This is a genomic window from Faecalicatena sp. (assembly GCF_058819085.1).
Map to the genome: position 1 here is coordinate 103,391 of NZ_JBZUUL010000006.1, position 22,703 is coordinate 126,093.

Below are 22,703 nucleotides of genomic sequence, written 5' to 3' on the forward strand. Positions count from 1 at the left end.
CAATCGAGGTGATATCTATAAAAGATATTAGTATACAAAAAGAGTGTACCGTCTATTCATTTCAGGGACGGTACACTCTTTATTTTCACAATTCTATTACTCGTCAAAGGCCTCTTTCATCTTATCCATGAACCCTTTTTTCTTCCCTTTACCGGATTTCCCGCTGCTGTTTCCTGTACTTACATCCTGATTCAGAGAATTCCCTGACAGTCTGTCGAACTCACGCAGCGCTTCTTTTGCCTCCGGACTTAATTTGTCCGGTGTCTGGATCACCAGTGTTACATAGTGGTCTCCGCGCACCTGTGCATTTCTTAAGGAAGGTACACCTTTTCCTTTCAGGCGTACTTTTGTATCTGTCTTTGTCCCGGCTTTTACGGTATAGATGACATCTCCGTCCACTGTCGGAATTCTCACATCTCCGCCTAATGCTGCCTGTGCAAATGTGATCGGCACAGTTGAGAAGATATGCATATCCTGTCTCTGGAAGATCGGATGTCTGGATACGTTCACCTCTACCAGCAAGTCTCCTCTTGGTCCGCCGTTGACTCCCGGCTCACCTTTCTCACGGATCCTTACACTCTGGCCGTTGTCAATACCTGCCGGAATGGATACCTGGATCCGCTTCTTGCTTGATGTAAATCCAGTTCCTGAACAGGAGGAACATTTTTCCTTGATCACCTTTCCTGAGCCGCCGCAGTTCGGACAAGTCTGAACATTCTGTACGGTACCGAAGAAGGACTGGGATGTGTAGACCACCTGTCCCTTACCTCCGCACTTCGGACAGGTCTCAGGTGATGTTCCCGGTTTTGCTCCCGTTCCGTTACATGTAGTACATGGGTCTTTTAAAACGACCTCCATCTCTTTCTCACATCCAAAGACTGCCTCTTCGAATGTGATCCTGATGCTCTTGCGTATATTGGCGCCCTTCATCGGACCATTGTTAGCACGGCCGCCTCTTCTGCCGCCTCCGCCGAATAAATCTCCGAAAATATCTCCAAATATATCACTGAAATCAGCACCGCTGAAGTCGAATCCGCCGAAGCCTCCGGCTCCGCCTGCTCCACCCTCAAATGCTGCGTGTCCAAACTGGTCATACTGGCGGCGTTTTTCAGGGTCGCTAAGTACTGCATACGCTTCGGATGCCTCTTTGAACTTCTTCTCAGCCTCGGCATCGCCCGGATTCATATCCGGATGGTACTTTTTCGCCAAGACACGGTATGCTTTTTTGATCGCTGCATCGTCAGCATCCCTGCCTACGCCAAGCACCTCGTAATAATCTCTTTTTGACTCTGCCATAACACTCTACCCTTTCATCTGTCTGCTTATGATTTGGTACAAAGAAATTCTACGAAACCGCTTTTCGCGGCCTCGTAGAACCCTTTTTCATGAATGTGCCGCCATTTTTTTGGCACATCCTTACGGACATCTTAGACTTCTTTGTAATCTCCGTCCACTACGTCGTCACCTGTGAATCCTTCCGGTGCCGGACCTGCTTCAGGTGCCGGGCCTGCCTGCGGGCCTGCTCCTGCTGCACCAGCCTGCTCATACATCTTGGTGAAAAGTTTCTGAGCACTTTCCATCAGTTTGTCTTTTGCTGCTTTGATCTCAGCAACCTGAGCCTCTGTCGTCTCTTCCGGAGCTGATTTTGCAAGGATATCTTTTAATTCCTGGCAGTCAGCCTCAACTGCTGCTTTATCTGTTGCATCCAGCTTGTCGCCAACCTCTTTGATTGCCTTCTCTGTCTGGAATACCATAGCGTCTGCTTCGTTTCTTGTGTCGATCGCTTCTTTACGTTTCTTATCCTGAGCCTCGAATTCAGCTGCTTCTCTTACAGCCTTGTCGATGTCATCATCAGACATGTTGGAGCCTGCTGTAATCGTGATGTGCTGCTCTTTCCCTGTTCCGAGGTCTTTTGCGGAAACATTAACAATACCGTTTGCATCGATATCGAATGTAACTTCGATCTGCGGGATTCCACGTGGAGCCGGCGGAATTCCATCCAGTCTGAACTGTCCGAGGGACTTGTTGTCTCTTGCGAACTGTCTCTCACCCTGTACAACGTTGATATCTACGGCTGTCTGGTTGTCTGCTGCTGTTGAGAAGATCTGGCTCTTCTTGGTCGGGATCGTTGTATTTCTCTCGATCAGTCTTGTTGCAACACCGCCCATAGTCTCGATAGAAAGTGACAGTGGTGTAACATCCAGAAGAAGGATGTCGCCTGCGCCTGCATCTCCTGCTAACTTACCACCCTGTACGGAAGCACCAAGTGCAACACATTCATCCGGGTTTAAGGATTTGCTTGGTTCTTTTCCTGTCAGGCGTTTTACTTCCTCCTGAACAGCCGGGATACGTGTAGATCCACCTACTAACAGTACCTGGCCTAATTCAGATGCAGCGATTCCTGCGTCGGAAAGTGCACGTCTGACTGGCTCTGCTGTCTTCTCAACCAGATCATGAGTTAATTCATCGAATTTTGCTCTTGTCAGGTTCATATCGAAATGCTTCGGTCCCTCAGCTGTTGCTGTGATGAACGGAAGGTTGATGTTTGTTGTTGTTGCAGAAGAAAGCTCTTTCTTTGCTTTCTCAGCTGCTTCTTTTAATCTCTGGAGAGCCATCTTATCTGTAGACAGGTCAACACCTTCTTTTGCCTTGAAGTCTGCTAACATGTAGTCTGTGATCTTCTGGTCAAAGTCATCTCCACCAAGTCTGTTGTTACCTGCTGTAGATAATACTTCGATAACTCCGTCACCGATCTCGATGATGGAAACGTCGAATGTACCTCCACCTAAGTCGTAAACCATGATCTTCTGCTCTTTTTCGTTATCCAGTCCATAAGCCAGAGCTGCTGCCGTAGGCTCGTTAATGATACGTTTTACATCCAGACCTGCGATCTTACCAGCATCCTTTGTAGCCTGACGCTGAGCATCGTTGAAATAAGCCGGAACTGTGATAACTGCCTCTGTAACCTTCTCTCCCAAGTATCCTTCTGCATCTGCTTTCAGCTTCTGAAGGATCATTGCAGAAATCTCCTGTGGAGAATACTTCTTGTCGTCGATTGTTACCTTATAATCAGAACCCATCTCTCTCTTGATGGAAGAGATTGTCTTGTCTGCATTTGTTACTGCCTGACGTTTTGCAGGCTCACCTACCAGACGCTCCCCTGTCTTTGTAAATGCTACGACTGACGGAGTTGTTCTTGCTCCTTCTGTATTCGCGATAACTGCCGGCTGTCCGCCTTCCATAACTGCTACACAGCTATTTGTTGTACCTAAATCAATACCAATGATTTTGCCCATGATCATTTCCTCCTGAATTATTTTCTCAAATTAATTTGCAACTTTTACCATACTATGTCTCACTACACTGTCGCGGTATGTGTAGCCCTTCTGAAACTCCTCGGCTACGATGTTCTCTCCCAGCTCTTCATCCTCAACATGCATCACTGCATTGTGGAAATCCGGATTGAACTCATTGCCTACTGCCTCGATCGGCTTGACACCGATCTCTTCCAATGTAGTCATCAGCTGTTTATAAATCTTTTCCATCCCTTGTGCGAAAGGATTGGACTGATCCTCCTCTGGCACAGCTGCCAGGCCGCGTTCAAAATTATCAACGACCGGAAGGATCTTTTCTATGATATCTTTCGCTCCAATCTCGTACATCTGGGATTTCTCCTTTTCCGTACGCTTGCGGAAGTTATCAAACTCTGCCATCTGACGAGTGAGCCGGTCAGTCAGCTCTTCAATCTTCTCGTCCTTTTTATCTTTCTTATTCTTTCTGCCGAACAGCTTCTTTTCTTTGCCCGGCTTCTCTTTACCATCCTCAGCTTCTGCCTCGGTATCTGCATCATCTGCTGTCTCATCTGCAGAATCTTCTGCTTCGCCTTCGGCCTCTTCTGCTGCCGCATCCTCTGTATCGGCGGCTTCTTCACAGGCTTTGGCTTCCTCAGCGCATTTCGCAGCTTCCTCGGCCTCTTTCGCCGCCTTTGCCTTCGCCTCTTCTACTGCTTCTTTTACCATATCCTCTTTGCTCATATTTTCTTCCACCAGCTATTCACCTTCCTATTCTTTTGGGTCTTTGTAATAAATTGCATCCAACTCGTTCTGCAGAGTCTTCAGCGACTTCATGACATGTTCGTAATCCATACGCTTGGGACCTATGATACCGATCGTACCCTTCATGCCCTCGCCCAATTCGTAGGTTGCTGTCACAACGCTGCAGTCCTTCATGGTCTTCACTGGCGCTTCATCTCCGATGTATACCTGAATTCCATGATTCTCTTCACTGGCAAGGGTCTCTGTAACGAGCTCCGCCAGCTGCTGCTTTTCTTCAAATGCACTGATGATCTCCTGTGCGCTTTCCTTGTCGCTTAGTTCCGGATATTTGAAAATGTTGGTGGTGCCGCTTGTGTAGATCTCCATGTCATCACTCACATGTATGATCTCGGCTACCGCATCCAGAACATCACTGATTACCTGGCTGTGAATGCCTGCCTGCTCTTTCAACTTTGCGATCAGCCCTAAGTTGATCTCTTCGATCGACATTCCGTTCAATGTCGTGTTGAGCAGCATATTCAATTTAAATAAATGTTCATTACTTAAGGTTTCACTGACTTCAATGATCTTATTCTTGATGACGTTGCCGTTCATCACGATCACTGCTACGATCTGCTCTTCATCCACCTGGGAAAGCTGGATGAACTTTAACCGGTTCCTGCTGTTGACCGGTGCTGAGATCATGGTCGCATAATTCGTATTCGCTGCAAGAACCTTGGCGGCCTGCTTTAATACCTTATCGACCTCATCCGTCTTCTCAAGCATGGTGTTGCGCAGCTCTATGATCTCCTGCTCCTTTTCTACCATCAGCATATCAACATAGAGCCTGTATCCCTTATCAGAAGGAATACGTCCTGCAGAAGTATGAGGCTGGAAAATATACCCCAGATCCTCTAAGTCTGCCATCTCATTGCGGATCGTTGCTGAACTTAAATTCAAGTCCGTGTATTTAGAAAGGGTTCGCGAACCAACCGGCTCTCCCGTCTCCAGATAATTCTGAATGATCGCTTTAAGAATAACCATTTTTCTCTCACTCAGTTCTGTGATTCCTGCCATAGGCTCCTCCTTTCCTTCGCAGAGTATTGATTTTCTGCTTATTAGCACTCTTTAGTTTTGAGTGCTAACACCTTACGTATATTAAGATAGCACTGAGATTTCCTTTTGTCAACACTCTTTATATATTTTTTATACTTTAAATTTTAATAGTAACAGTTCACTCGTCTGTTATGGGGCGGCGGAGCACGGAGATGCCGTTTTTTCGGGCTGTATCGTTCACTAATAGGCACTAAAAGGTCCGGCGCAGTATTTTGCGGAATATGAGGGATTCGCTGAGTTTTCCTGATGAAAACTCGGCTCAGCCCTCAATGGAATTTGATGCCGTACATCAAATTCCATCCATAAAATGCTGTGCCGGACCTTTAAGTGCCTCTAAAGTTCTATTGGATGCCCGTGAAAAAAATCCGGGTCCAAAAATTCTACAAACACGGTATTGCTGACATCAATCCCATGTTCTGTCAATCTGATATCATCTCCTGATATCTCAAGCAGGCCTTCTTTGCATAACTTTTCTATCTGCGCTCCATAGACCTCCAGAACAGGCTTTCCGAAAATATCACAAAATCTTTTCGCTGAGATCCCTCTGGTTTTTCTTAACCCCAGAAACATAAATTCCTCAGCCTCCTCGCTCTTAGACAGTAATTCTATGTCTTCTCTGATATCTTCTTTTTTCTTTACCTTCTCTATATAAGTCCTGTAATCTGCAGTATTATGGAAGCGTTTGCTGCTAAGCAGGGAGGAAGCGCCCAGTCCGATACCGAGATACTCTGTACGCTCCCAATATCCGAGATTGTGGCGGCAGGCAAAACCTTCTTTTGCATAGTTCGAAATTTCATATCTGTTGTAACCGTATCCAGACAACAGATCAACGGTCAATTCATAGATTTCCCTCTCCGTATCTTCATCGGGAAGTGGCGGCAGCAAGGGATCTTTGGCCTGTTTTTCAAAAGAATTCCTTTGTGCTGGCTCTTCCTTTCCGTACCGCTCATAAAAAGGTGTTCCCTCTTCTATGATCAGGCTGTACGCTGAAATATGCTCCGGATCTAAACCTGCCACCTGCCTGAGCGTTTTTGTCCAGCTTTCCACGGTCTGCCCGGGGATGGCTGAGATCAGATCAATATTAATATTATCAAATCCATGCTCCCGCGCCATGTGATAGGTCTCACGAAACTGCTCCCAGGTATGAATCCTGCCGAGCATTTTAAGCTCTCTGTCATCAGTGGACTGCAGGCCGATGCTCAGACGGTTGATCCCTGCCCTCTTCCAGGCCGAAAGCTTGTCCTGTGTCACCGTCCCCGGATTGACCTCAATCGTGATCTCCGCATGTTCTGCAATCTGAAAATTCCGGCGCAGTGCGTCAAATATCTTTTCGATCTGTCCTGCTTCCAATATAGAAGGGGTTCCTCCTCCAACGAAAATGGCAGACACCCGGTATCTGTCATAAAAATCTGCCCCATATCCCTCTATTTCCTGTATCAGTGTATGCACGTACTCCTGCCGAGTCTTTTCATCTGACGGAGCAGATAAAAAATCGCAGTAAGCACATTTTTTCACACAGAATGGAATATGCAGATATAATTCCAGTTCTTCTTTCATTTCTTCACTTCTACTTGTCATCCAGCTTTAACACGCTCATAAATGCCTTCTGTGGGATCTCTACGCTGCCCACCTGACGCATACGCTTCTTTCCTTCCTTCTGCTTTTCCAGAAGCTTTCTCTTACGGGAAATATCACCGCCGTAGCATTTTGCAAGAACGTCCTTACGCATCGCTTTCACCGTCTCTCTGGCAATGATCTTACTTCCTACTGCAGCCTGGATCGGGATCTCAAAGAGCTGGCGGGGGATCTCCTCTTTCAGCTTCTCGCACATCTTTCTGCCACGTTCGTAGGCTGTACCGCTGTGGACGATGAAGGAAAGCGCATCCACTTCTTCTTTATTAATAAGGATGTCCAGCTTCACAAGCTCAGACCGCACATATCCCAGCATCTCATAATCAAAGGAAGCGTATCCTCTGGAACGTGACTTCAGAGCATCAAAGAAATCATAGATGATCTCGTTCAGCGGGAGATGGTAATGCAGCACCGCACGTGTTGCTTCTATATATTCCATTCCTTGATATTCTCCGCGGCGTTCCTGGCAGAGATCCATGATGGCTCCGATAAATTCAGAGGTCACCATAATCTCCGCCTTTACGACAGGCTCCTCCATGTATTCGATCTCTGCGGGGTCCGGCAGGTTCGTCGGATTCGTCAGTTCAATCACATCTCCGTTTGTCTTATGCACCTTATAGATAACACTCGGCGCTGTCGTTACCAGATCCAGGTTGTATTCCCTCTCAAGACGCTCCTGTATGATCTCCAGATGAAGGAGTCCCAGGAAACCGCAGCGGAAACCAAATCCCAGCGCAACGGATGTCTCCGCTTCAAACTGGAGTGCCGCATCGTTAAGCTGTAATTTTTCCAGGGCATCCCGAAGGTCAGGATATTTTGCCCCGTCTGCCGGATACATCCCGCAGTAGACCATTGGATTGACCTTCTTATATCCCGGCAATGGCTCTGCACATGGATTTTCTGCATTCGTTACCGTATCACCCACACGGGTGTCTTTTACATTTTTGAGGCTGGCGGTGATATAACCAACCATTCCGGCGCTGAGTTCTTCACATGGAATGAACTGGCCTGCTCCAAAATATCCGACCTCTACCACATCTGCCGTTGCTCCGGTAGCCATCATGCGGATCGGAGTCCCTTTTTTGACTGAACCTTCTTTGATCCGGCAGAATACAATGACTCCTTTATAAGAATCATAAACAGAATCGAAGATCAATGCCTGAAGCGGTGCGGACGGATCTCCGCCCGGTGCCGGGATCTTCTCAACAATCTGCTCAAGCAACTCCTCCACATTCAAACCTGTTTTCGCGGAGATCAGCGGTGCATCCTCTGCATCAACTCCAATTACATCCTCGATCTCTTCTTTTACCCTCTCCGGCTCGGCACTTGGAAGGTCGATCTTATTGATGACCGGCATAACATCCAGATCATGATCCAATGCAAGATACACATTCGCCAGCGTCTGCGCTTCCACACCCTGGGCCGCATCCACGACCAGGATCGCCCCGTCACAGGCTGCAAGGCTTCGGGATACCTCATAATTAAAGTCCACGTGTCCTGGTGTATCAATCAGGTTGAAGATATACTCCTCCCCATTCTTCGCTTTATATACGGTGCGGACCGTCTGCGCCTTGATCGTGATCCCGCGTTCCCGCTCCAGTTCCATATTATCTAAGACCTGTGACTGCATCTCCCTGCTTGTAAGCAGTCCGGTCATCTCAATAATACGGTCTGCCAGAGTAGATTTGCCGTGGTCGATATGCGCAATGATACAAAAATTCCGTATTTTACTCTGATCTATTCCTGACAATTTACATTCCTCCAATTTATTCCTATCTAATGAACATTGTTATCCTATCACGCCGCTTCACCGCTTTGCAACTCTTTCTTGAAAAAAGCAGGAAAAAATGGCAGCTTTTCATCACTGCGCCAGTTCCACCATTGCGTCAGCGATCAGCTTGATACTTAAGATCAGTTCCTCTGCCAGTACTCTTTCATTTGGTTTATGAATGACATCCGCATTCCATGCAAAAGCCGGGCCAAATGCTACCATATTCGGCAGCATTTTTGCATAGGTTCCCCCACCGATCGCCAGAGGCTCTTCGTCTCTGCCGGTCAGTTCCCTGTAAACTTTCATTAACTTCCGTACCAGCTCAGAGTCCTTGGGCATATACAATGGATCAACCGTGTCATGGTGAAGCACCTCCAGGCCGTATTTTGTAAGGATATCTGCAAGATTATTGTAAACCCTGTCATGCTCTCCATTCTTCGGATAGCGGATATCCAGTGTAAAATAAAATTCTCCTTCTTTTTGACCTATCATTCCTAAGTTCACTGTTGTCTCGCCAGTCTCCTCGTCCTGATAGAGGATTCCCAGTGTCTCTCCATTCGTCTCCTTGCCAACCTGATCCAGGATAAAGTCTCTCACCTGCTGGAAGGTGCCGCCGATTTCAATGTCCTTCACCGCCTCCAATAGAAGGACTGCTGCATTGACTCCCAGTTCCGGCTTGCTCCCATGAGCACCTATTCCCTCTGCTTCAATAACCGTATTGCCGTCCTTTGTGCTGACAATAATATGTTCCTTATGTGGAATTTCATGGATTCCTTCTAAAACCAGACGGCATTTCTCCATTACGATATTGGGAGCCGTACCGCCCTGGAATTCTAACACTCGGATCCTTCCCTGCTCTGCCTGTTTCCTTCCGGCGATCAGGACAGTCATTCCCTTTTCAAAAAATATCAATGGGAATTCTGCATCCGGGGTAAATCCGATACTTGGAATCTCTTCCCCTGATTCAACATAGTGGCGGATACAGCTGCTTCCACTTTCCTCATCTGTTCCAAAGATTACCCGGATTCTTTTATTTATAGGAAGCTCCAGATCACGGATAGCTTTAAGAGCATAGATTGCCCCGACTGTAGGCCCTTTATCATCCAGAACGCCCCGTCCATACATGATACCATCATGGATTTCACCTCCGAATGCAGGATAGTCCCATCCTTCTGCTCCTGCCGGAACTACATCCAGATGTCCCAGGACTCCGACCATTTCTTCTCCTTCACCAAATTCCACCCATCCGGCTCTGTCATCTACATTCTTCACCTGAAACCCTAACTGTTCTCCTAATTTCAATGCATGTTCCAGTGCGTTCTTCGGACCGGTCCCATAAGGAGCATTCTCCATCGGGGCACTCTTCACACTGGGAATCTGGATGCTCTCCCTGATCCCGGCAATGATTTCATCTTTCATTTCGTCAAGCTTTTGATTTAAATTCGTATAGTCCATTTTTATCCTCCTATGATTTTATTATACTCGTCCAAACAAATTAAGCCCATTATACCATGAATCCAAGACTCGTAAAAGGCCTCACCTATGGTTGGGGATCTGTCTTACTGTACCTCAAGAGCAACACCAAATTTGTATTATCTGTTGAAATAGCAGGAAGCAGACGATGAAAACGAACGGCTAAAATATGCCGCCTCCACTTCCATTGTCTGCTCCCCTTTAACTCCGTTTAGATGAATATTTTACGATAAAGAGTTCAACTGCAAGTGTATCTGTCAGCCGCCCGGTCTTCACACGTTCTTCAATATCCGCACTGTCCTCCATCACAGCCCTAAGCTCCCCGCTTCGGAACTGCTTCGCCTGGTCCATATATTTTCCTGCTGCAAATGGGTGAAGTCCGGCTTTGGATGCAATTTCTTTCCTTCCATATCCTTTCTTCATTAGATCCTTTACCTGATGCAGTATCCTGTATTGCCTGGTCATCAGATATAGGATTCGCATCGGAGGCTCCTTTAACGCAAGAAGCTCATAGTACAGATCCAGTGCTTTCTCCTGCCTTTTTTCAGCAACTGCATTGACCATGTCAAAAATATGGTTGGAAATCTGTGTAACACAGACTGCGTCTACATCCTCAGGCAGGATGCTGTCCTTTTCCAAGGTGTAGCAGAACAGCTTTTCCAGCTCCTTCTGGATGTTCTCCATATCAGTTCCAACCTTGTTCAAAAGATAAGTAACCGTAGACTCTGATATCTGCTTATTCTCCTTACGCACCTGCCCCAGGATCCACTTCTTTAACGTCATCTCATCCTGGAACGGCAGCTCCACAATATGGCCCTTTGCCTTTACAGCCTTGAAAAGCTTGCTGCGCTTGTCCACCTCATTTTCAATAAAAATAAAATATGTGGTATCCGGCATCTCTTTGATGTAGTCCGCCAGGTCCGCCCCGGCGCTTTTAAAGAACCCGGTATTCTCAAACACGATCAGACGGCGCTCGGCAAAGAACGGCAGCGTCTCTGCAAGGTCGATGACCTCCCTGACCTCTACACCCTTCCCTTCATAATAGGCGTAATTCATTGTATCCCCGTCCGGAAGCATCGCTTTGATAAACCGATTCTTGTACTGCTTCTTCAGATAATTCTCCTCCCCATAGAGAAGATAGATCTGCTTAAATTGTCCTGTTTTTAAATCTTCATTCAAACTTTTCATAATATGATTATTATATAGGAAAGTTCTATATTTTGCAAAATATTTTCCTGATCCTCTGCTATTTGAATAGACGCCCGTAATCAGAGCGGTCATCGATCAGATAATCAATATAAACTTTCTTGTCTGCCTCGTTTATTTGGTAAACCAGCCATAAATGCTTCCATAATGGAATCATATGATAACATGCAGGGATATAACGTAATTTATTCACTCCGCGCTGTGGTAGTTCTTTTAATGAATCCACTGTTTCATCAAAAGCTTCTACAAAGTTCATAGCACATTCCAGACCATTATCAATCGCAAACCTGTCTGCATATCCCAATAAAATATCTGAGACTATTGGCGCTACAACCACCCTATACATGAAGTCGCCCCTTAATCACATTTCTCATACGTTCACTGACCTCCTCAACCGGAATGTCTTTCACCCCACCTCTCCTCAGTTCCTCCACTTCACTTAAATGTTCGCGCAGATCTAACGCTGTTTCTCTATTATTGTAGGTTTCAATATCCATAACCACAAGATCACCTTCACCACTCTTTGTCAAAAAAACAGGTTCATGGGTACTTTTACAAATATCCGCTATTTCATTATAATTATTATCCGTATAAGCCAAAATTGCTTTTTCTACCAATGCATTCAAAGAAATACCTTCATCTGCCGCACATAATGCAGCTTTCCTATGAAGCTTTGGTGCAATACGGACATTAAAGGTACCCTTGTAACTTTTGTTTGGTGAAATGTGCTTCTCTTCACAGTCAGCAATATACAAATCAATCATTTCTTGAAATGATTTTTTCAGTTCTTGAACGCTTTCGCCCTCAAATGTCACAAGCCCATGAATGCCCAATACTTTTCCATGAAAACACTCGTCTGCATCTGAATACTCTACCGTCCCATAGTAATCCTTATACTTCATACAATTGTTCATCTCAGATCCTCCTTGTCCAAAATATTTATAATCTCCCTTAATATGTACCTTTTTACAAAGTTTCCTGGATGTGGTCTATGAATGTATATTCTGGTGTCTGAAGCTTTATTGTAAAATTTAATTACTGAACTCCCCTGTTTGCCAGATCTCATTTCCTCAAACCCATAATACTTTAAGAGCTGTTTTACTTCCTCATATGTAAAAGTATTTAATCTGTTCCTTACTTTCACTTTTTTGTTCATTTTTACTCCTTTCATTGTACTTCAAATCTTATCACTTTGCAACTGCATTATAGTTGCTATTTTAAGATATTTAGTCGATGAGATACGTTTTCATCTCTGCCCCTTCACCGTCTGTCACCAGCGTGACCGCACCGTGCTCCTGCGTCCCATATATCACACTCCCCATCTCCTGCAGTTTTTGCACCGTCTCCATATGGGGATGTCCATACCGGTTACCGATTCCTGATGAGATCCATGCACTTTTCGGTGCAGTCTGCCTGAGAAATTCTTCGGTCGTAGAGTTTTTCGAACCATGATGTGCAACCTTTAACACATCGTACTGCCTTAATCCGCCTTTTTGCTCCAAAAGCTTTTCACCTTCTCCTTCCACGTCCCCTGTAAAGAGCATCTCAAACTTATGGAAGGATACATCCAGCACCATGGATGCGGCATTTCCAGGTTCACCCCGGTACTGTACAGCAGGACCTTTACAGGTAATCTTCAAGTCCTCCTGTGCCAGTACATCTCCCGCCTTCACAGTATATACCTTCGTCCCATTTTCCACTGCTTTCTCAGCTAAGCTCCTCAATCCGTCATCCTGCACCTCCTTAGGAGGCAGGACCAGTCTGCGGATCTGAATCCCAAGCCTTTGATTTTCCAGCATCTCTTCTATACCATTCATATGATCCGCATCGCCGTGGGAAATAAAAACATAATCCAGAGACTTCACCCCCTGGGATTTCAGGAAAGGCTCTATCCTGTATTTTCCGACCAAAGACACATCACTGCTCCCTCCATCAATAAAATACCTGGTTCCGTCCGGTCCTTTCAGATATAAGCCGTCCCCCTGCCCTACATCAAGCATTGTGACCACCAGCTTTCCCGGCAGTTGATACCGCAAAAAGCAGGTAACACATAATACCAGGCTAAGACTTAAAACCGAAATCCCCCCGAAAGCTGCTTTGCACCTATAGTTCCGAAAACCGTTCTCCCCTGCCGCTTCCTGAACCGATGCCTGCCGGCTTCGCAGACAGTATGTGAGCAGACAGAAACCTGCCAAAAGTATGTAATAACAGAGGATCCATCCTTTTCCCGGCTGTCCGGTTACAATCCTGCTCATCGGCAGTGCCAGACTCATCTGACAGGCTTTTTCGTACAGGATAAGGACCCATTTACATACTTGCAGGACCATTCCTCCAATTCCCGGAATGAAAGCAGTGATCAATGATCCCACAGCTCCTGCCCCAAGCAGAAGGGACATCAAAGGGATGACCAGCAGATTCAAAAGAAGGGAATACAGCGGAAATTCGAAATAGAAATAAAGCATGATAGGCAGAAGCGTCAGATTGACTGCCAGGCTGGCACAGATGCTTTTCATCCACGCCTGTCCTTTTTTCTTCTTTTCTTTCCCTGATAACAACCAATATTCCAGACAGGGATTCACTCCTGTGATCCCCAGCAGCGCACCAAAGGATAGCATAAATCCCGCGTCCTTCAGGTAGAGAGGCTGCCATGCCACGATTGTTCCTGCCGCCAGCGCAAGGCTTGTCGGCATATCATAATCTCTGCCCGTAATATCAGCTCCCATCCTGACCAGAAACATGACAAAGGCCCTGAGACTCGACACCCCACACCCGATCATCAATGTATACGCCAGCAGAAAACAGATTCCGATCCCACCTGCTGTTCCGAAGTTCAATCCTATCTTACGCAGAACCTGGTATAACCCGATCCCCAAGAAGGACATATGCAGCCCTGATATCGCCAAAATATGCCCGATTCCACTTTTTTGATACAATTCCTTTAATTCACTGTCCAGTTCACTTTTTTCTCCCAGCAGGATCGCGCTCATACTGTTTCCATAATAATCCCCCAGGCTGGAGGTCAGCATCTCTTTCCACTTCCCCTTAAGCACAGCCAGATTTTCTCTGAGGTAAAAGACACGTTCTCCCCGGATCTCTACCTGATCCGCCCACACAGAAGCATGGATTCCCTGTTTTTGATAATAGAATTTCTGGTTAAAATTCCCCGGATTTCTGGCTGATTCAAATGTTTCTGCCTTTCCCTTTATTCTAATTTTATTTCCGATTTTAATCCGGCTGCCTGTTCGATTCTCTCCCTGATCCCGGCCTTTTCCCTGATCTTGTGTTTGCTCTTTATTCTGAATCTTACTTTGAGTTTCTGTTTGCTCTACATTCCTGATTTTAACTTGAGTTTCTGTTTCGACATAAACAAGAATTTTTGATTCCTGATAGATCTGCTTGTTCAGAAGGACCTGACTGTCCTTGAGATATAATACATTATAATCCGGCTTTTCCTCTCTCCGGTACACGGTACCGATCAGTGAGACCTCACTGTTTAGCCCCGTTCTTTTCTTAGGGCTTTCCTTCGTCTTTCGTCCGCTTTCTTCATCCGAAGCCTGTTCCAGAGCCATTTCCAGGCCTCCGGGCTTCACATCAGATGGGATATGAAACCCGGCGGTCAGGATCGTCTGGATACAGAGATAGAGGACTGCCGCCGTACATAACGGCCGTTTTATCATTCTTCCTCCGCTTTCTCCACCCACTCCATATCACGCTGGAGCGGCTTTGTCAAATCTACTGTTTCCATATAAGTCACATTTGTTTCTCCATTGATCGTAATCTGTACCTTGCTTGCTGTGGTCCCCTCAATAAGTGAATTGACCAGAGAATATATGGTGATCTCCGGCTTGACATCCACACCGCCTGCCAAGAACTCACTGTCAAAGTTGACATAGCAGATACCGTCCTTGATCGTAACACCGAGGATACTCACCTTTGGATTCTGTGTGGGCTTTAGAGTGTCCTTTTTCGGTCCCCGCATCACCTTTTCAACGATCAGCTTTTCCTTGGACATGTTACTGCTGTATCGTACATTCATCTCCTGTCCGACCAGCTTATCCCCGGTGTCATTTGCAAAATAAAGCATCAGTGTACCGGTCTGATAAGAGCTTAAGGCAGAATCTGTATTCTGTACAAAATCGTCTTCGTTTAAAAATCCGACCAGCTTCCCGTCCCCGTCATGCAGATCCTTTCCATCAACGGTCAGCCACAAAGCACTGATTCCCTCTATCTGGACGACAGACTGCACGATCGCTGCCCTGACAAGCTTCTCCTCAAGCGGTGCCATCTCCTGATATGCGTCATTAAAGTCAAGATATAAAACAGCTCCCTCCAACCTGCTGTCCATTACCTTCACATCCTTCGGGATAGGAGGGGTATACTCGATCTCTTCTGCCGGCTTCTTCAATTCCTTTAGAATGGCAAGAGCCTGCTTCTGGGGCTCCTTCTCCTCAAACTCATAGGACACCTTCACAAGGCCTGTCCGGTCTGAATTCAGGCAGTAGATATAGGAATCCCCTTCTTTCACATCTGTCCGCTTTGAGCAGCCTGAAAGAAGCAGGGCAAAAAACAACAGGCAGACTGCCGCTGATACAGCTCTTTTTCTTTTCCTCATTTTTTCGGCCCTCCTTTAAGCTACATACGTCAGAGGGATCCTGACCGTAAATGTCGTGCCTTCCCCCTCGCTGCTGTACACCTTGATGGAACCTCTGTGTACGATCACTGCATTTCTTGCGATCGCAAGGCCGAGGCCTGTGCCTCCCATCTCCCGGGAATGAGACTTGTCCACCCGGTAAAAGCGTTCAAAAATATTTGCCTGGTCTTCCTCTGGAATACCGATCCCCGAATCCGCCACCTTCACATAGAAATATTTATGGTCTGCATTCAATGAGACATGCACCCAGCCATCCTTATGGTTGTATTTGATCGCATTTTCCACCAGATTGGAAAATGCAAGTGTCAGCTTGACTTCATCGATCTCTGCGGTCACCGGCCTGAAACTTTCCAGCACCACCTCGACATTCTTCATTTCCGCAATCGGCTTTAGCCTCTTTAAGATCAATTCCAGAAGCTCATTGATGTTGACTGTCTTGATGTGCAGATCCTTTGCCGTCTTGTCCATCTTCACCAGTGACAAAAGATCCGTAATGATATCATTTTCCCGGTCGATCTCTTTTGCAATATCTCCCATGAATTCCTGGTACAGCTCGATGGGCACGTTATCCTGGGCCAGCAGGGAATCCGCCAGGACCTTCATGGAGGTAAGCGGCGTTTTCAGCTCATGTGAGACGTTGGATACAAATTCTTCCCTGGACTCATCCAGCTGTTTGAGCCGCCCAAGCATCTTGTTAAATGCCTCGGAAAGCTGTCTCGTCTCTGTAAATGTGTTGACATGCAGCACTTCGTCGTCGTACCCCTCTGAAACATCTGCGATCGACTCCGTGATCCGGCAAAGCGGCCTGACGATCCGGTCTGCGATAAAAAAACTGATTCCCAGCATCAGGATCATCACGATCCCAATGATCGTACCTCCCTTTGTCCGTAAGATTCGCACGCTGTCCGCAATGGAATCTGTGGATACGCTGGCCAGCATGACTCCAGATATCCGCCCGGTATCCCCCTCCATAACCGGAGAGGTCACTGCTATGTACCGGTTTCTCTTGTCATAATAATTCGTGCTTTTTCCCTGCATACATTGAACAACGTCCTCTGATACAATGGTTTTTCCCTCATCAAGAGAATACGTGTCCTTTACAACCTGCAGGTTCTTATCGATGATCATGACCCTGCCGTTATATATATTGGTTAACTGGGTTAAACTTGCATTGATCACTTCGGAAGACATATCCGACAGATAATTGTAGCTGTTCAGCTGATTGCTTAGAATGGTACACTGATTCTGTATCTCTGCGGTCCTAAGTGACACTGCCCTTGATTCATAGGCTTTGATGATACCATTGTACGCGGCAAAGCACGGTATGATGGACACCAAAAGCAGCAGCACGATAATACAGAACCGCAGACTTTTTAAGAATTTTCCGTTAAATCTGAAATGAAAACTACCCCTGGAAATAATAACCAACTCCCCACTTCGTATGTACATATTTTGGTTCGCTGGGATTGATCTCAATCTTCTCACGAAGCCGTCTGATATGTACATCCACTGTTCTCGCATCTCCTGGATAATCGTAACCCCAGATGAGATTCAGCAGGTTCTCCCTGCTGTATACCTTATTCGGATTCATCGCCAGAAGCTCAAGTACATCGAATTCCTTGGCTGTCAGGTTGATCTCACGCTCTCCGATGAACACTCTGCGGCTTTCACAGTCGATCCGCATATTCCCCTTTACGATCACAGTACTGCTCACCGGCTCTTCACGCTTTGCAGTCCTTCTCATGATCGCCTTGATACGGGCTTTTACCTCCAGGATATTGAACGGCTTTGTAATATAATCGTCCGCACCGTACTCCAGTCCCAGGATCTTATCCATATCCTCACTCTTGGCTGTCAGCATCACGATCGGCATATCAGAAAATTCCCGAATCTGCTGGCAGACCTGAAATCCGTCCAGCTTCGGCAGCATAACGTCAAGAAGGACCAGGTCATACTCGCAGTTCTTCGCATACTCCAAAGCTTCTTCGCCGTCATAGGCACAGTCCACTTCCATCCCGTCCTGCTCCAGACTGAAACGAATTCCTTTTACTATTAATTTTTCGTCGTCTACTACTAAGATTTTCTTCTTGCCCATACTCCTCTTTCCCTTAACTTTTACTTTATGATGTCGCTGTTATCTTGTCTTCTATCTTCTGGAATACTCCCTCTTTGATGCCTTCTACATTCATCAGGTCTTCAATAGACTGAAAGGGCCCGTTTGCCTCCCGGTGGGAAATGATGCTGTCTGCCTTCGCATCCCCGATCCCGGGCAGGGTCTTTAACGTCTCTTTATCAGCCGTATTAATATTTATCTTTCCCTCGTCTTTTACGTCCGCTTCTGTTACCTGCGGCGCCTCGCCGCCATCTACAATCCCTTTTTCCAGTTCTTCCTTTGTGGGGATACAAATGCGCTCCCCGTCCGTCACCATCCTGGCCTGGTTTAAAGCCTCTCCTGCGGCGTCATCCCTCACACCGCCTGCCGATGCGATCGCTTCATATACCCTGGCATCACTGGCTAATTCGTATACTCCCGGAGCCTTTACCGCACCGCACACATAGACATAGACCATATCGGCAGCCTCTTTTTCTTCCCTGGCTTCCTTTTTCTGAGCAGACTTATCTTCATCAGCCTCTTCCTCTTTTTTTGAGGCCTCTTTCTGCCCGTCTGTCTCTGCCGCATCTGTGCCCGCTGTCCCTAACTCCAACTCGGTCAAATCCTCTGTCTTCTCTTTCCCACATCCCGCTGTCATACTGACTGCAATGAGCAGGATACATAAGATACTACAGATTCCCTTTTTTCTTCTGTCCTTCATAATTTCCTCCCGTTCTAACACACACGTTCGGAAATCCCCTCTTGCCGGACATTAATATTGTAACGAATTCCAGATTAAATTACAATACATATTTTTACGATTTTGTTACGTGTTTATTACACGCCATGCATGAAATCACACAACAAACCTCTCTTTTTGACAGTATCTTTCCTTTATTCCCATTGGAAAATAGCAATTCCAATCAGTGCCAATGCCAGGCCGCCGACTTTCCTCCAATCGAGAGGTGCCTTTTCCACACCGAAAATCCCCATCAATTCGATCACATACGCAACAATCAGCTGTGCGATCACGATCAGAAGCGCCGCCTTTGCCGGCCCCAATGCGGACATACTTTTGATCACGGTCCAGGTGATGCCCGCACCGATCACTCCGCCTAACAGCATGTATTTTGGCTCTACCTTTGCGATCGTGGAAATGCTGTCCCGTCCGGCCGCCACCCAGGCAACGGCACAGACTAAAAATGCGGAAAGCTGCACCCAGGCATTTCCGACCCACATGCCCGTAGTCTTTGTAACCTGTGTATTAAATACCCCCTGTACGCTCATCAATGCTCCTGAGAGCAGTGCAATAAAAAAACCAATCATTTTCCCATACCTCCTGCAGTTTTGATTCTGCCTGTCTGTAGTAGTATGTCCCAATGACTGGTTTTTATAAGTATTTTATTCTGCCAGGGCGCGTTTCAGACGCACGATCATCTCATCCACATGCTTTTCTTCTAAAATAAGCGGCGGTAAAAGCCGGATCACATTTCCCTGTGCCTGTATCACCAGCAGGCCCTCATCGATCGCTCTTTGATTGATCCCGGCAACCGGAATATTAAATTCCAATCCCTGCATCAGCCCCGTTCCTTTTCTCCTGACAACGCAGTCCAGCTCCTTAACCAGATCCTCCAGACGCTGCTCCAGATATGGTGCCACCTGGTTGACATGATCTATTATATGGTCCTGTTCAAAGATCTCGATCACCGTTTTGACTGCAGTACATGCCAGTGGATTTCCGCCGTAGGTTGCTCCATGGTCCCCAGCCTTCAGAGAATACTGTGCCACCTCCTCGGTCATTGCAAATGCACCCACCGGGATTCCGTTTCCGATCGCCTTTGCCATGGTGATGATATCCGGCTTCACGCCGAAGCCCTGCCAGGCAAAATAGTGGCCGGTACGTCCCATCCCGCACTGAACTTCATCACAGATCATCAGGATCCCGTTCTCATCGCAGAGCTTCCTGATCCCCTCCATGAACTCCCGGGAAGCCAGGTTGATCCCGCCCTCGCCCTGGAGTGGTTCGAGGATGACCGCACAGGTCTTGTCATTCACCAGTGCCTTTACGCTGTCCAGATCATTGAACTTGGCAAAATGTACCCCAGGCACGACCGGCTCAAACGGTTCCCTGTAGGAATCATGTCCGGTCACGGATACGGAGCCAAAGCTTCTGCCGTGGAAAGAATTCTCCATAGCGATAAACTCATAACGCCCGTTCTGCTTTGTATATGCATATCTCCTGGCCGCCTTTAAGGCGCCCTCATTGGCTTCGCTTCCGCTGTTTGTAAAAAAGATCCGGTCCATCCCGCAGATCCGGTTCAGTTCTTTTGCAGCCTCCCCGCAGTTCTCGTGATAATAGAGATTGGAGATATGACAGATCTTATCGATCTGCTCCTTTAGGGCATCGTTTAACTGTTTATTATGATACCCCAGTCCCGTCACTCCGATACCTGCAGCAAAATCCAGGTATTCCTTTCCTTCGGTGTCATATACATACATGCCCTCGCCGCGTTCAAGTGCGATCGGGAAACGGTTATATACATGCAGCAGGTTCTCCTCTGCTGCTTTGATCCTGCTATTCACCATGATAGTACCTGCTCTCCTCCCCATTCAGAATCGCGGTTCCGATTCCTTTATTCGTAAAGATCTCCAATAACAGACAATGAGGGATTCTGCCGTCTAAGATATGTACTCTGGAAACCCCGCTTTCGATGGCGTCGATACAGTTGTTAAGCTTCGGCAGCATCCCGCCACCAATGTAGCCTTCCTCCATCAGCTTTTTAGCCTCTTCCACCCACAGCTCAGAGATCAATGTCTTCGGATCATCCGGATCCTTATAGACACCCTCGATATCTGTCAGAAATGCCAGCTTTTCTGCCTGCACCGCACACGCGATCGCACAGGCAGCATCATCTGCATTGATATTGTATGTGTTAAACTCATCATCCATTCCTACCGGACATACGATCGGCAGAAAATCCTTTTCCAGAAGATCATACAGGATGTCGGCATTGACCTCCTTGACCTCTCCCACGAATCCAATATCCTCTCCATTGGAGTATTTTTTGTTGACCTTTAAGAGTCCGCCGTCTTTGCCGCTGATCCCGATCGCACGCACACCGAGCTCCTCCACATGCTGCACCAGACTCTTATTCACCTTGCCCAGCACCATCTCAGCGACCTCCATCGTATCTGCATCGGTAACACGCAGTCCGTTGATGAACCTTGGCTCCATCCCTATCTTGCCGACCCACCGGCTGATCTCCTTGCCGCCGCCGTGTACGATGATGGGTTTAAATCCGACCAGCTTTAATAACGTAACGTCCTCGATGACCTGCTTTTTTAATTCCTCGTCGATCATGGCACTTCCGCCGTATTTTACCACAATGATCTTGCGGTTAAAGCGCTGGATGTATGGGAGCGCCTCGATCAAAACCTGTGCTTTGTCCAGATACTGCTGCATATTATCATTCATAAGATTCCCCTCCTGGCTTAGCTGCGGTAATCCGCGTTAATGTCGATATATCCGTGGGTAAGATCACATCCCCATGCAGTTGCCTCTTCTGAACCTTCTTTCAGGTCTGCGATGGCTTTTACCTCGGGCTGAGAAAGTATCTCAGTTGCCTTTTCCTCACTGTAGTCTACTGCTGTCCCGTTCTCAATGATCTGGATCCTTCCGGCTTTACTCTCAAAGAATAGATCTACCTTCTCCGGATCAAACTGTGCCCCTGAATATCCCATTGCACACAGAATCCGTCCCCAGTTTGCATCGTGTCCGGCGATCGCAGTTTTCGTCAGATTGGAGCAGACGATCGATTTTGCAAGCGTCTTCGCCTGTTCCTTTGTGGAGGCACCGATCACATTCACTTCGAAAAGTGCGGTTGCACCCTCTCCGTCCCCTGCGATCTTCTTGGCAAGATATTCATTGACCACATGAAGGGCCTCTGCAAATTTTTCATAGTCTTCTGTTCTATATTTAATCTTCTCATTTTTAGCCAGACCGTTTGCAAGAAGCAGTACGGTATCATTTGTGGAGGTGTCACCGTCTACAGAAATCATGTTATAAGTCTCATTGACATCCTCGCTTAATGCTGCCTGCAGTGCTTTTTTGGAGATTGCGGCATCGGTTGTAATAAAGGACAGCATGGTGCACATATTTGGATGGATCATACCGGACCCCTTTGCCATTCCTCCGATCGTCACAGTCTTATCTCCCACCTCGATGGTAACCGCGATCTCCTTTTCGTAGGTATCTGTGGTCATGATCGCTTTTGCTGCCTTCGTCCCGTTTTCGATCTCCCTGCTCTTAGACTCTGCCAGCTTTACGACGCCGTTTTTCAGCTTTTCGATGGGCAGCTGCATCCCGATAACTCCGGTAGAACCCACCAGCACACCCTGTGCATCGATACCGAGGGCCTTTGCTGCTGCCTTTGCGGTTTCTTCGCAGTACCCGTAGCCCTCCTCTCCGGTACATGCATTGGCTATCCCTGAATTTACAATGACTGCCTGAGATTTCACACCGCTGTCTACTACATTTTTGTCCCATTTTACCGGCGCAGCCTTTACCACATTCGTTGTAAATGTCCCTGCAGTCTTGCACGGCTTCTTACTATATATAAGTGCCATGTCCGTACGGTCTTTATACTTGATCCCTGCTGCTGTTGATGCTGCTTCAAACCCTTTTGCTGCGGTCACTCCGCCTTTGATGATCTTCATCTTGTTCCATCC

General features: G+C 46.9%; 20 protein-coding genes. All 20 read right to left on the minus strand.

Going from position 1 to position 22,703, the window contains the following annotated elements; all coding sequences use genetic code 11:
• Positions 1-96: 96 nt before the first annotated feature.
• The 20 genes from dnaJ to argJ all read right to left on the minus strand — a co-directional run bounded on the left by dnaJ (position 97) and on the right by argJ (position 22,691).
• Positions 97-1,296, minus strand: coding sequence for a molecular chaperone DnaJ (dnaJ, locus tag AC4OGX_RS04770; RefSeq protein WP_493328802.1), 1,200 nt, complete (start codon positions 1,294-1,296; stop codon positions 97-99).
• Positions 1,297-1,427: 131 nt separating this feature from the next.
• Positions 1,428-3,296: a molecular chaperone DnaK gene (gene dnaK, locus AC4OGX_RS04775; RefSeq protein ID WP_493328804.1), complete on the minus strand. Its 1,869-nt coding sequence runs from the start codon at positions 3,294-3,296 to the stop codon at positions 1,428-1,430.
• A gap of 30 nt (positions 3,297-3,326) precedes the next feature.
• On the minus strand, positions 3,327-4,034 hold the full coding sequence (gene grpE, locus AC4OGX_RS04780; protein WP_493328805.1) for a nucleotide exchange factor GrpE: 708 nt from the start codon (positions 4,032-4,034) through the stop codon (positions 3,327-3,329).
• A gap of 27 nt (positions 4,035-4,061) precedes the next feature.
• On the minus strand, positions 4,062-5,111 hold the full coding sequence (gene hrcA / locus AC4OGX_RS04785) for a heat-inducible transcriptional repressor HrcA (protein ID WP_493328806.1): 1,050 nt from the start codon (positions 5,109-5,111) through the stop codon (positions 4,062-4,064).
• A 372-nt stretch (positions 5,112-5,483) separates the two neighbouring features.
• Positions 5,484-6,707: a radical SAM family heme chaperone HemW gene (gene hemW / locus AC4OGX_RS04790; RefSeq protein ID WP_493328836.1), complete on the minus strand. Its 1,224-nt coding sequence runs from the start codon at positions 6,705-6,707 to the stop codon at positions 5,484-5,486.
• 10 nt (positions 6,708-6,717) lie between these two features.
• Positions 6,718-8,532 carry a translation elongation factor 4 gene (gene lepA / locus AC4OGX_RS04795; RefSeq protein WP_493328807.1) on the minus strand — a complete coding sequence of 605 codons (1,815 nt, stop codon included), beginning with the start codon at positions 8,530-8,532 and terminating at the stop codon, positions 6,718-6,720.
• A 111-nt stretch (positions 8,533-8,643) separates the two neighbouring features.
• Complete coding sequence (gene pepV / locus AC4OGX_RS04800) at positions 8,644-10,008, minus strand: dipeptidase PepV (RefSeq protein WP_493328808.1); 1,365 nt, start codon at positions 10,006-10,008, stop codon at positions 8,644-8,646.
• Between the two features lie 219 nt (positions 10,009-10,227).
• A complete protein-coding gene (gene holA / locus AC4OGX_RS04805; protein WP_493328809.1) occupies positions 10,228-11,214 on the minus strand; it encodes a DNA polymerase III subunit delta in 987 nt (328 codons plus the stop codon).
• A 58-nt stretch (positions 11,215-11,272) separates the two neighbouring features.
• Positions 11,273-11,569, minus strand: a complete 297-nt coding sequence (locus AC4OGX_RS04810; protein WP_493328810.1) for a type II toxin-antitoxin system RelE/ParE family toxin — start codon at positions 11,567-11,569, stop codon at positions 11,273-11,275.
• A 1-nt stretch (position 11,570) separates the two neighbouring features.
• Positions 11,571-12,146: a toxin-antitoxin system HicB family antitoxin gene (locus AC4OGX_RS04815; protein WP_493328811.1), complete on the minus strand. Its 576-nt coding sequence runs from the start codon at positions 12,144-12,146 to the stop codon at positions 11,571-11,573.
• Positions 12,143-12,388 carry a type II toxin-antitoxin system HicA family toxin gene (locus AC4OGX_RS04820; protein ID WP_493328812.1) on the minus strand — a complete coding sequence of 82 codons (246 nt, stop codon included), beginning with the start codon at positions 12,386-12,388 and terminating at the stop codon, positions 12,143-12,145. The genes AC4OGX_RS04815 and AC4OGX_RS04820 overlap by 4 nt, the downstream gene beginning before the upstream one ends.
• 70 nt (positions 12,389-12,458) lie before the next feature.
• A complete protein-coding gene (locus AC4OGX_RS04825) occupies positions 12,459-14,909 on the minus strand; it encodes a DNA internalization-related competence protein ComEC/Rec2 (protein ID WP_493328813.1) in 2,451 nt (816 codons plus the stop codon).
• Positions 14,906-15,844, minus strand: coding sequence for a GerMN domain-containing protein (locus tag AC4OGX_RS04830; protein WP_493328815.1), 939 nt, complete (start codon positions 15,842-15,844; stop codon positions 14,906-14,908). The genes AC4OGX_RS04825 and AC4OGX_RS04830 overlap by 4 nt, the downstream gene beginning before the upstream one ends.
• A 15-nt stretch (positions 15,845-15,859) precedes the next feature.
• Entirely contained in the window at positions 15,860-17,332 is a 1,473-nt protein-coding gene (locus AC4OGX_RS04835; protein WP_493328816.1) for a sensor histidine kinase, read from the minus strand.
• Positions 17,289-17,978 carry a response regulator transcription factor gene (locus AC4OGX_RS04840; RefSeq protein ID WP_493328817.1) on the minus strand — a complete coding sequence of 230 codons (690 nt, stop codon included), beginning with the start codon at positions 17,976-17,978 and terminating at the stop codon, positions 17,289-17,291. Before AC4OGX_RS04840 ends, AC4OGX_RS04835 begins: the two co-directional genes overlap by 44 nt.
• Positions 17,979-18,003: 25 nt before the next feature.
• Entirely contained in the window at positions 18,004-18,696 is a 693-nt protein-coding gene (locus AC4OGX_RS04845; protein WP_493328818.1) for a ComEA family DNA-binding protein, read from the minus strand.
• Between the two features lie 173 nt (positions 18,697-18,869).
• Entirely contained in the window at positions 18,870-19,301 is a 432-nt protein-coding gene (locus AC4OGX_RS04850) for a DMT family transporter (protein WP_493328819.1), read from the minus strand.
• Positions 19,302-19,376: 75 nt separating this feature from the next.
• Positions 19,377-20,561, minus strand: a complete 1,185-nt coding sequence (locus tag AC4OGX_RS04855; RefSeq protein ID WP_493328820.1) for an aspartate aminotransferase family protein — start codon at positions 20,559-20,561, stop codon at positions 19,377-19,379.
• Positions 20,551-21,450, minus strand: coding sequence for an acetylglutamate kinase (gene argB, locus AC4OGX_RS04860; protein WP_493328821.1), 900 nt, complete (start codon positions 21,448-21,450; stop codon positions 20,551-20,553). Before argB ends, AC4OGX_RS04855 begins: the two co-directional genes overlap by 11 nt.
• A gap of 17 nt (positions 21,451-21,467) precedes the next feature.
• Positions 21,468-22,691: a bifunctional glutamate N-acetyltransferase/amino-acid acetyltransferase ArgJ gene (gene argJ / locus AC4OGX_RS04865; RefSeq protein WP_493328823.1), complete on the minus strand. Its 1,224-nt coding sequence runs from the start codon at positions 22,689-22,691 to the stop codon at positions 21,468-21,470.
• Between the last annotated feature and the right edge of the window lie 12 nt (positions 22,692-22,703).

What these genes read in the sequence shown, in the direction of transcription:
- dnaJ (WP_493328802.1), bottom strand. Translation starts at nt 1,296, where the DNA reads ATGGCAGAGTCAAAAAGAGATTATTACGAGGTGCTTGGCGTAGGCAGG.
- dnaK (WP_493328804.1), bottom strand. Translation starts at nt 3,296, where the DNA reads ATGGGCAAAATCATTGGTATTGATTTAGGTACAACAAATAGCTGTGTA.
- grpE (WP_493328805.1), bottom strand. Translation starts at nt 4,034, where the DNA reads ATGAGCAAAGAGGATATGGTAAAAGAAGCAGTAGAAGAGGCGAAGGCA.
- hrcA (WP_493328806.1), bottom strand. Translation starts at nt 5,111, where the DNA reads ATGGCAGGAATCACAGAACTGAGTGAGAGAAAAATGGTTATTCTTAAA.
- hemW (WP_493328836.1), bottom strand. Translation starts at nt 6,707, where the DNA reads ATGAAAGAAGAACTGGAATTATATCTGCATATTCCATTCTGTGTGAAA.
- pepV (WP_493328808.1), bottom strand. Translation starts at nt 10,008, where the DNA reads ATGGACTATACGAATTTAAATCAAAAGCTTGACGAAATGAAAGATGAA.
- holA (WP_493328809.1), bottom strand. Translation starts at nt 11,214, where the DNA reads ATGAAAAGTTTGAATGAAGATTTAAAAACAGGACAATTTAAGCAGATC.
- AC4OGX_RS04815 (WP_493328811.1), bottom strand. Translation starts at nt 12,146, where the DNA reads ATGAACAATTGTATGAAGTATAAGGATTACTATGGGACGGTAGAGTAT.
- AC4OGX_RS04820 (WP_493328812.1), bottom strand. Translation starts at nt 12,388, where the DNA reads ATGAACAAAAAAGTGAAAGTAAGGAACAGATTAAATACTTTTACATAT.
- AC4OGX_RS04825 (WP_493328813.1), bottom strand. Translation starts at nt 14,909, where the DNA reads ATGATAAAACGGCCGTTATGTACGGCGGCAGTCCTCTATCTCTGTATC.
- AC4OGX_RS04830 (WP_493328815.1), bottom strand. Translation starts at nt 15,844, where the DNA reads ATGAGGAAAAGAAAAAGAGCTGTATCAGCGGCAGTCTGCCTGTTGTTT.
- AC4OGX_RS04835 (WP_493328816.1), bottom strand. Translation starts at nt 17,332, where the DNA reads ATGTACATACGAAGTGGGGAGTTGGTTATTATTTCCAGGGGTAGTTTT.
- AC4OGX_RS04840 (WP_493328817.1), bottom strand. Translation starts at nt 17,978, where the DNA reads ATGGGCAAGAAGAAAATCTTAGTAGTAGACGACGAAAAATTAATAGTA.
- AC4OGX_RS04845 (WP_493328818.1), bottom strand. Translation starts at nt 18,696, where the DNA reads ATGAAGGACAGAAGAAAAAAGGGAATCTGTAGTATCTTATGTATCCTG.
- AC4OGX_RS04850 (WP_493328819.1), bottom strand. Translation starts at nt 19,301, where the DNA reads ATGATTGGTTTTTTTATTGCACTGCTCTCAGGAGCATTGATGAGCGTA.
- AC4OGX_RS04855 (WP_493328820.1), bottom strand. Translation starts at nt 20,561, where the DNA reads ATGGTGAATAGCAGGATCAAAGCAGCAGAGGAGAACCTGCTGCATGTA.
- argB (WP_493328821.1), bottom strand. Translation starts at nt 21,450, where the DNA reads ATGAATGATAATATGCAGCAGTATCTGGACAAAGCACAGGTTTTGATC.
- argJ (WP_493328823.1), bottom strand. Translation starts at nt 22,691, where the DNA reads ATGAAGATCATCAAAGGCGGAGTGACCGCAGCAAAAGGGTTTGAAGCA.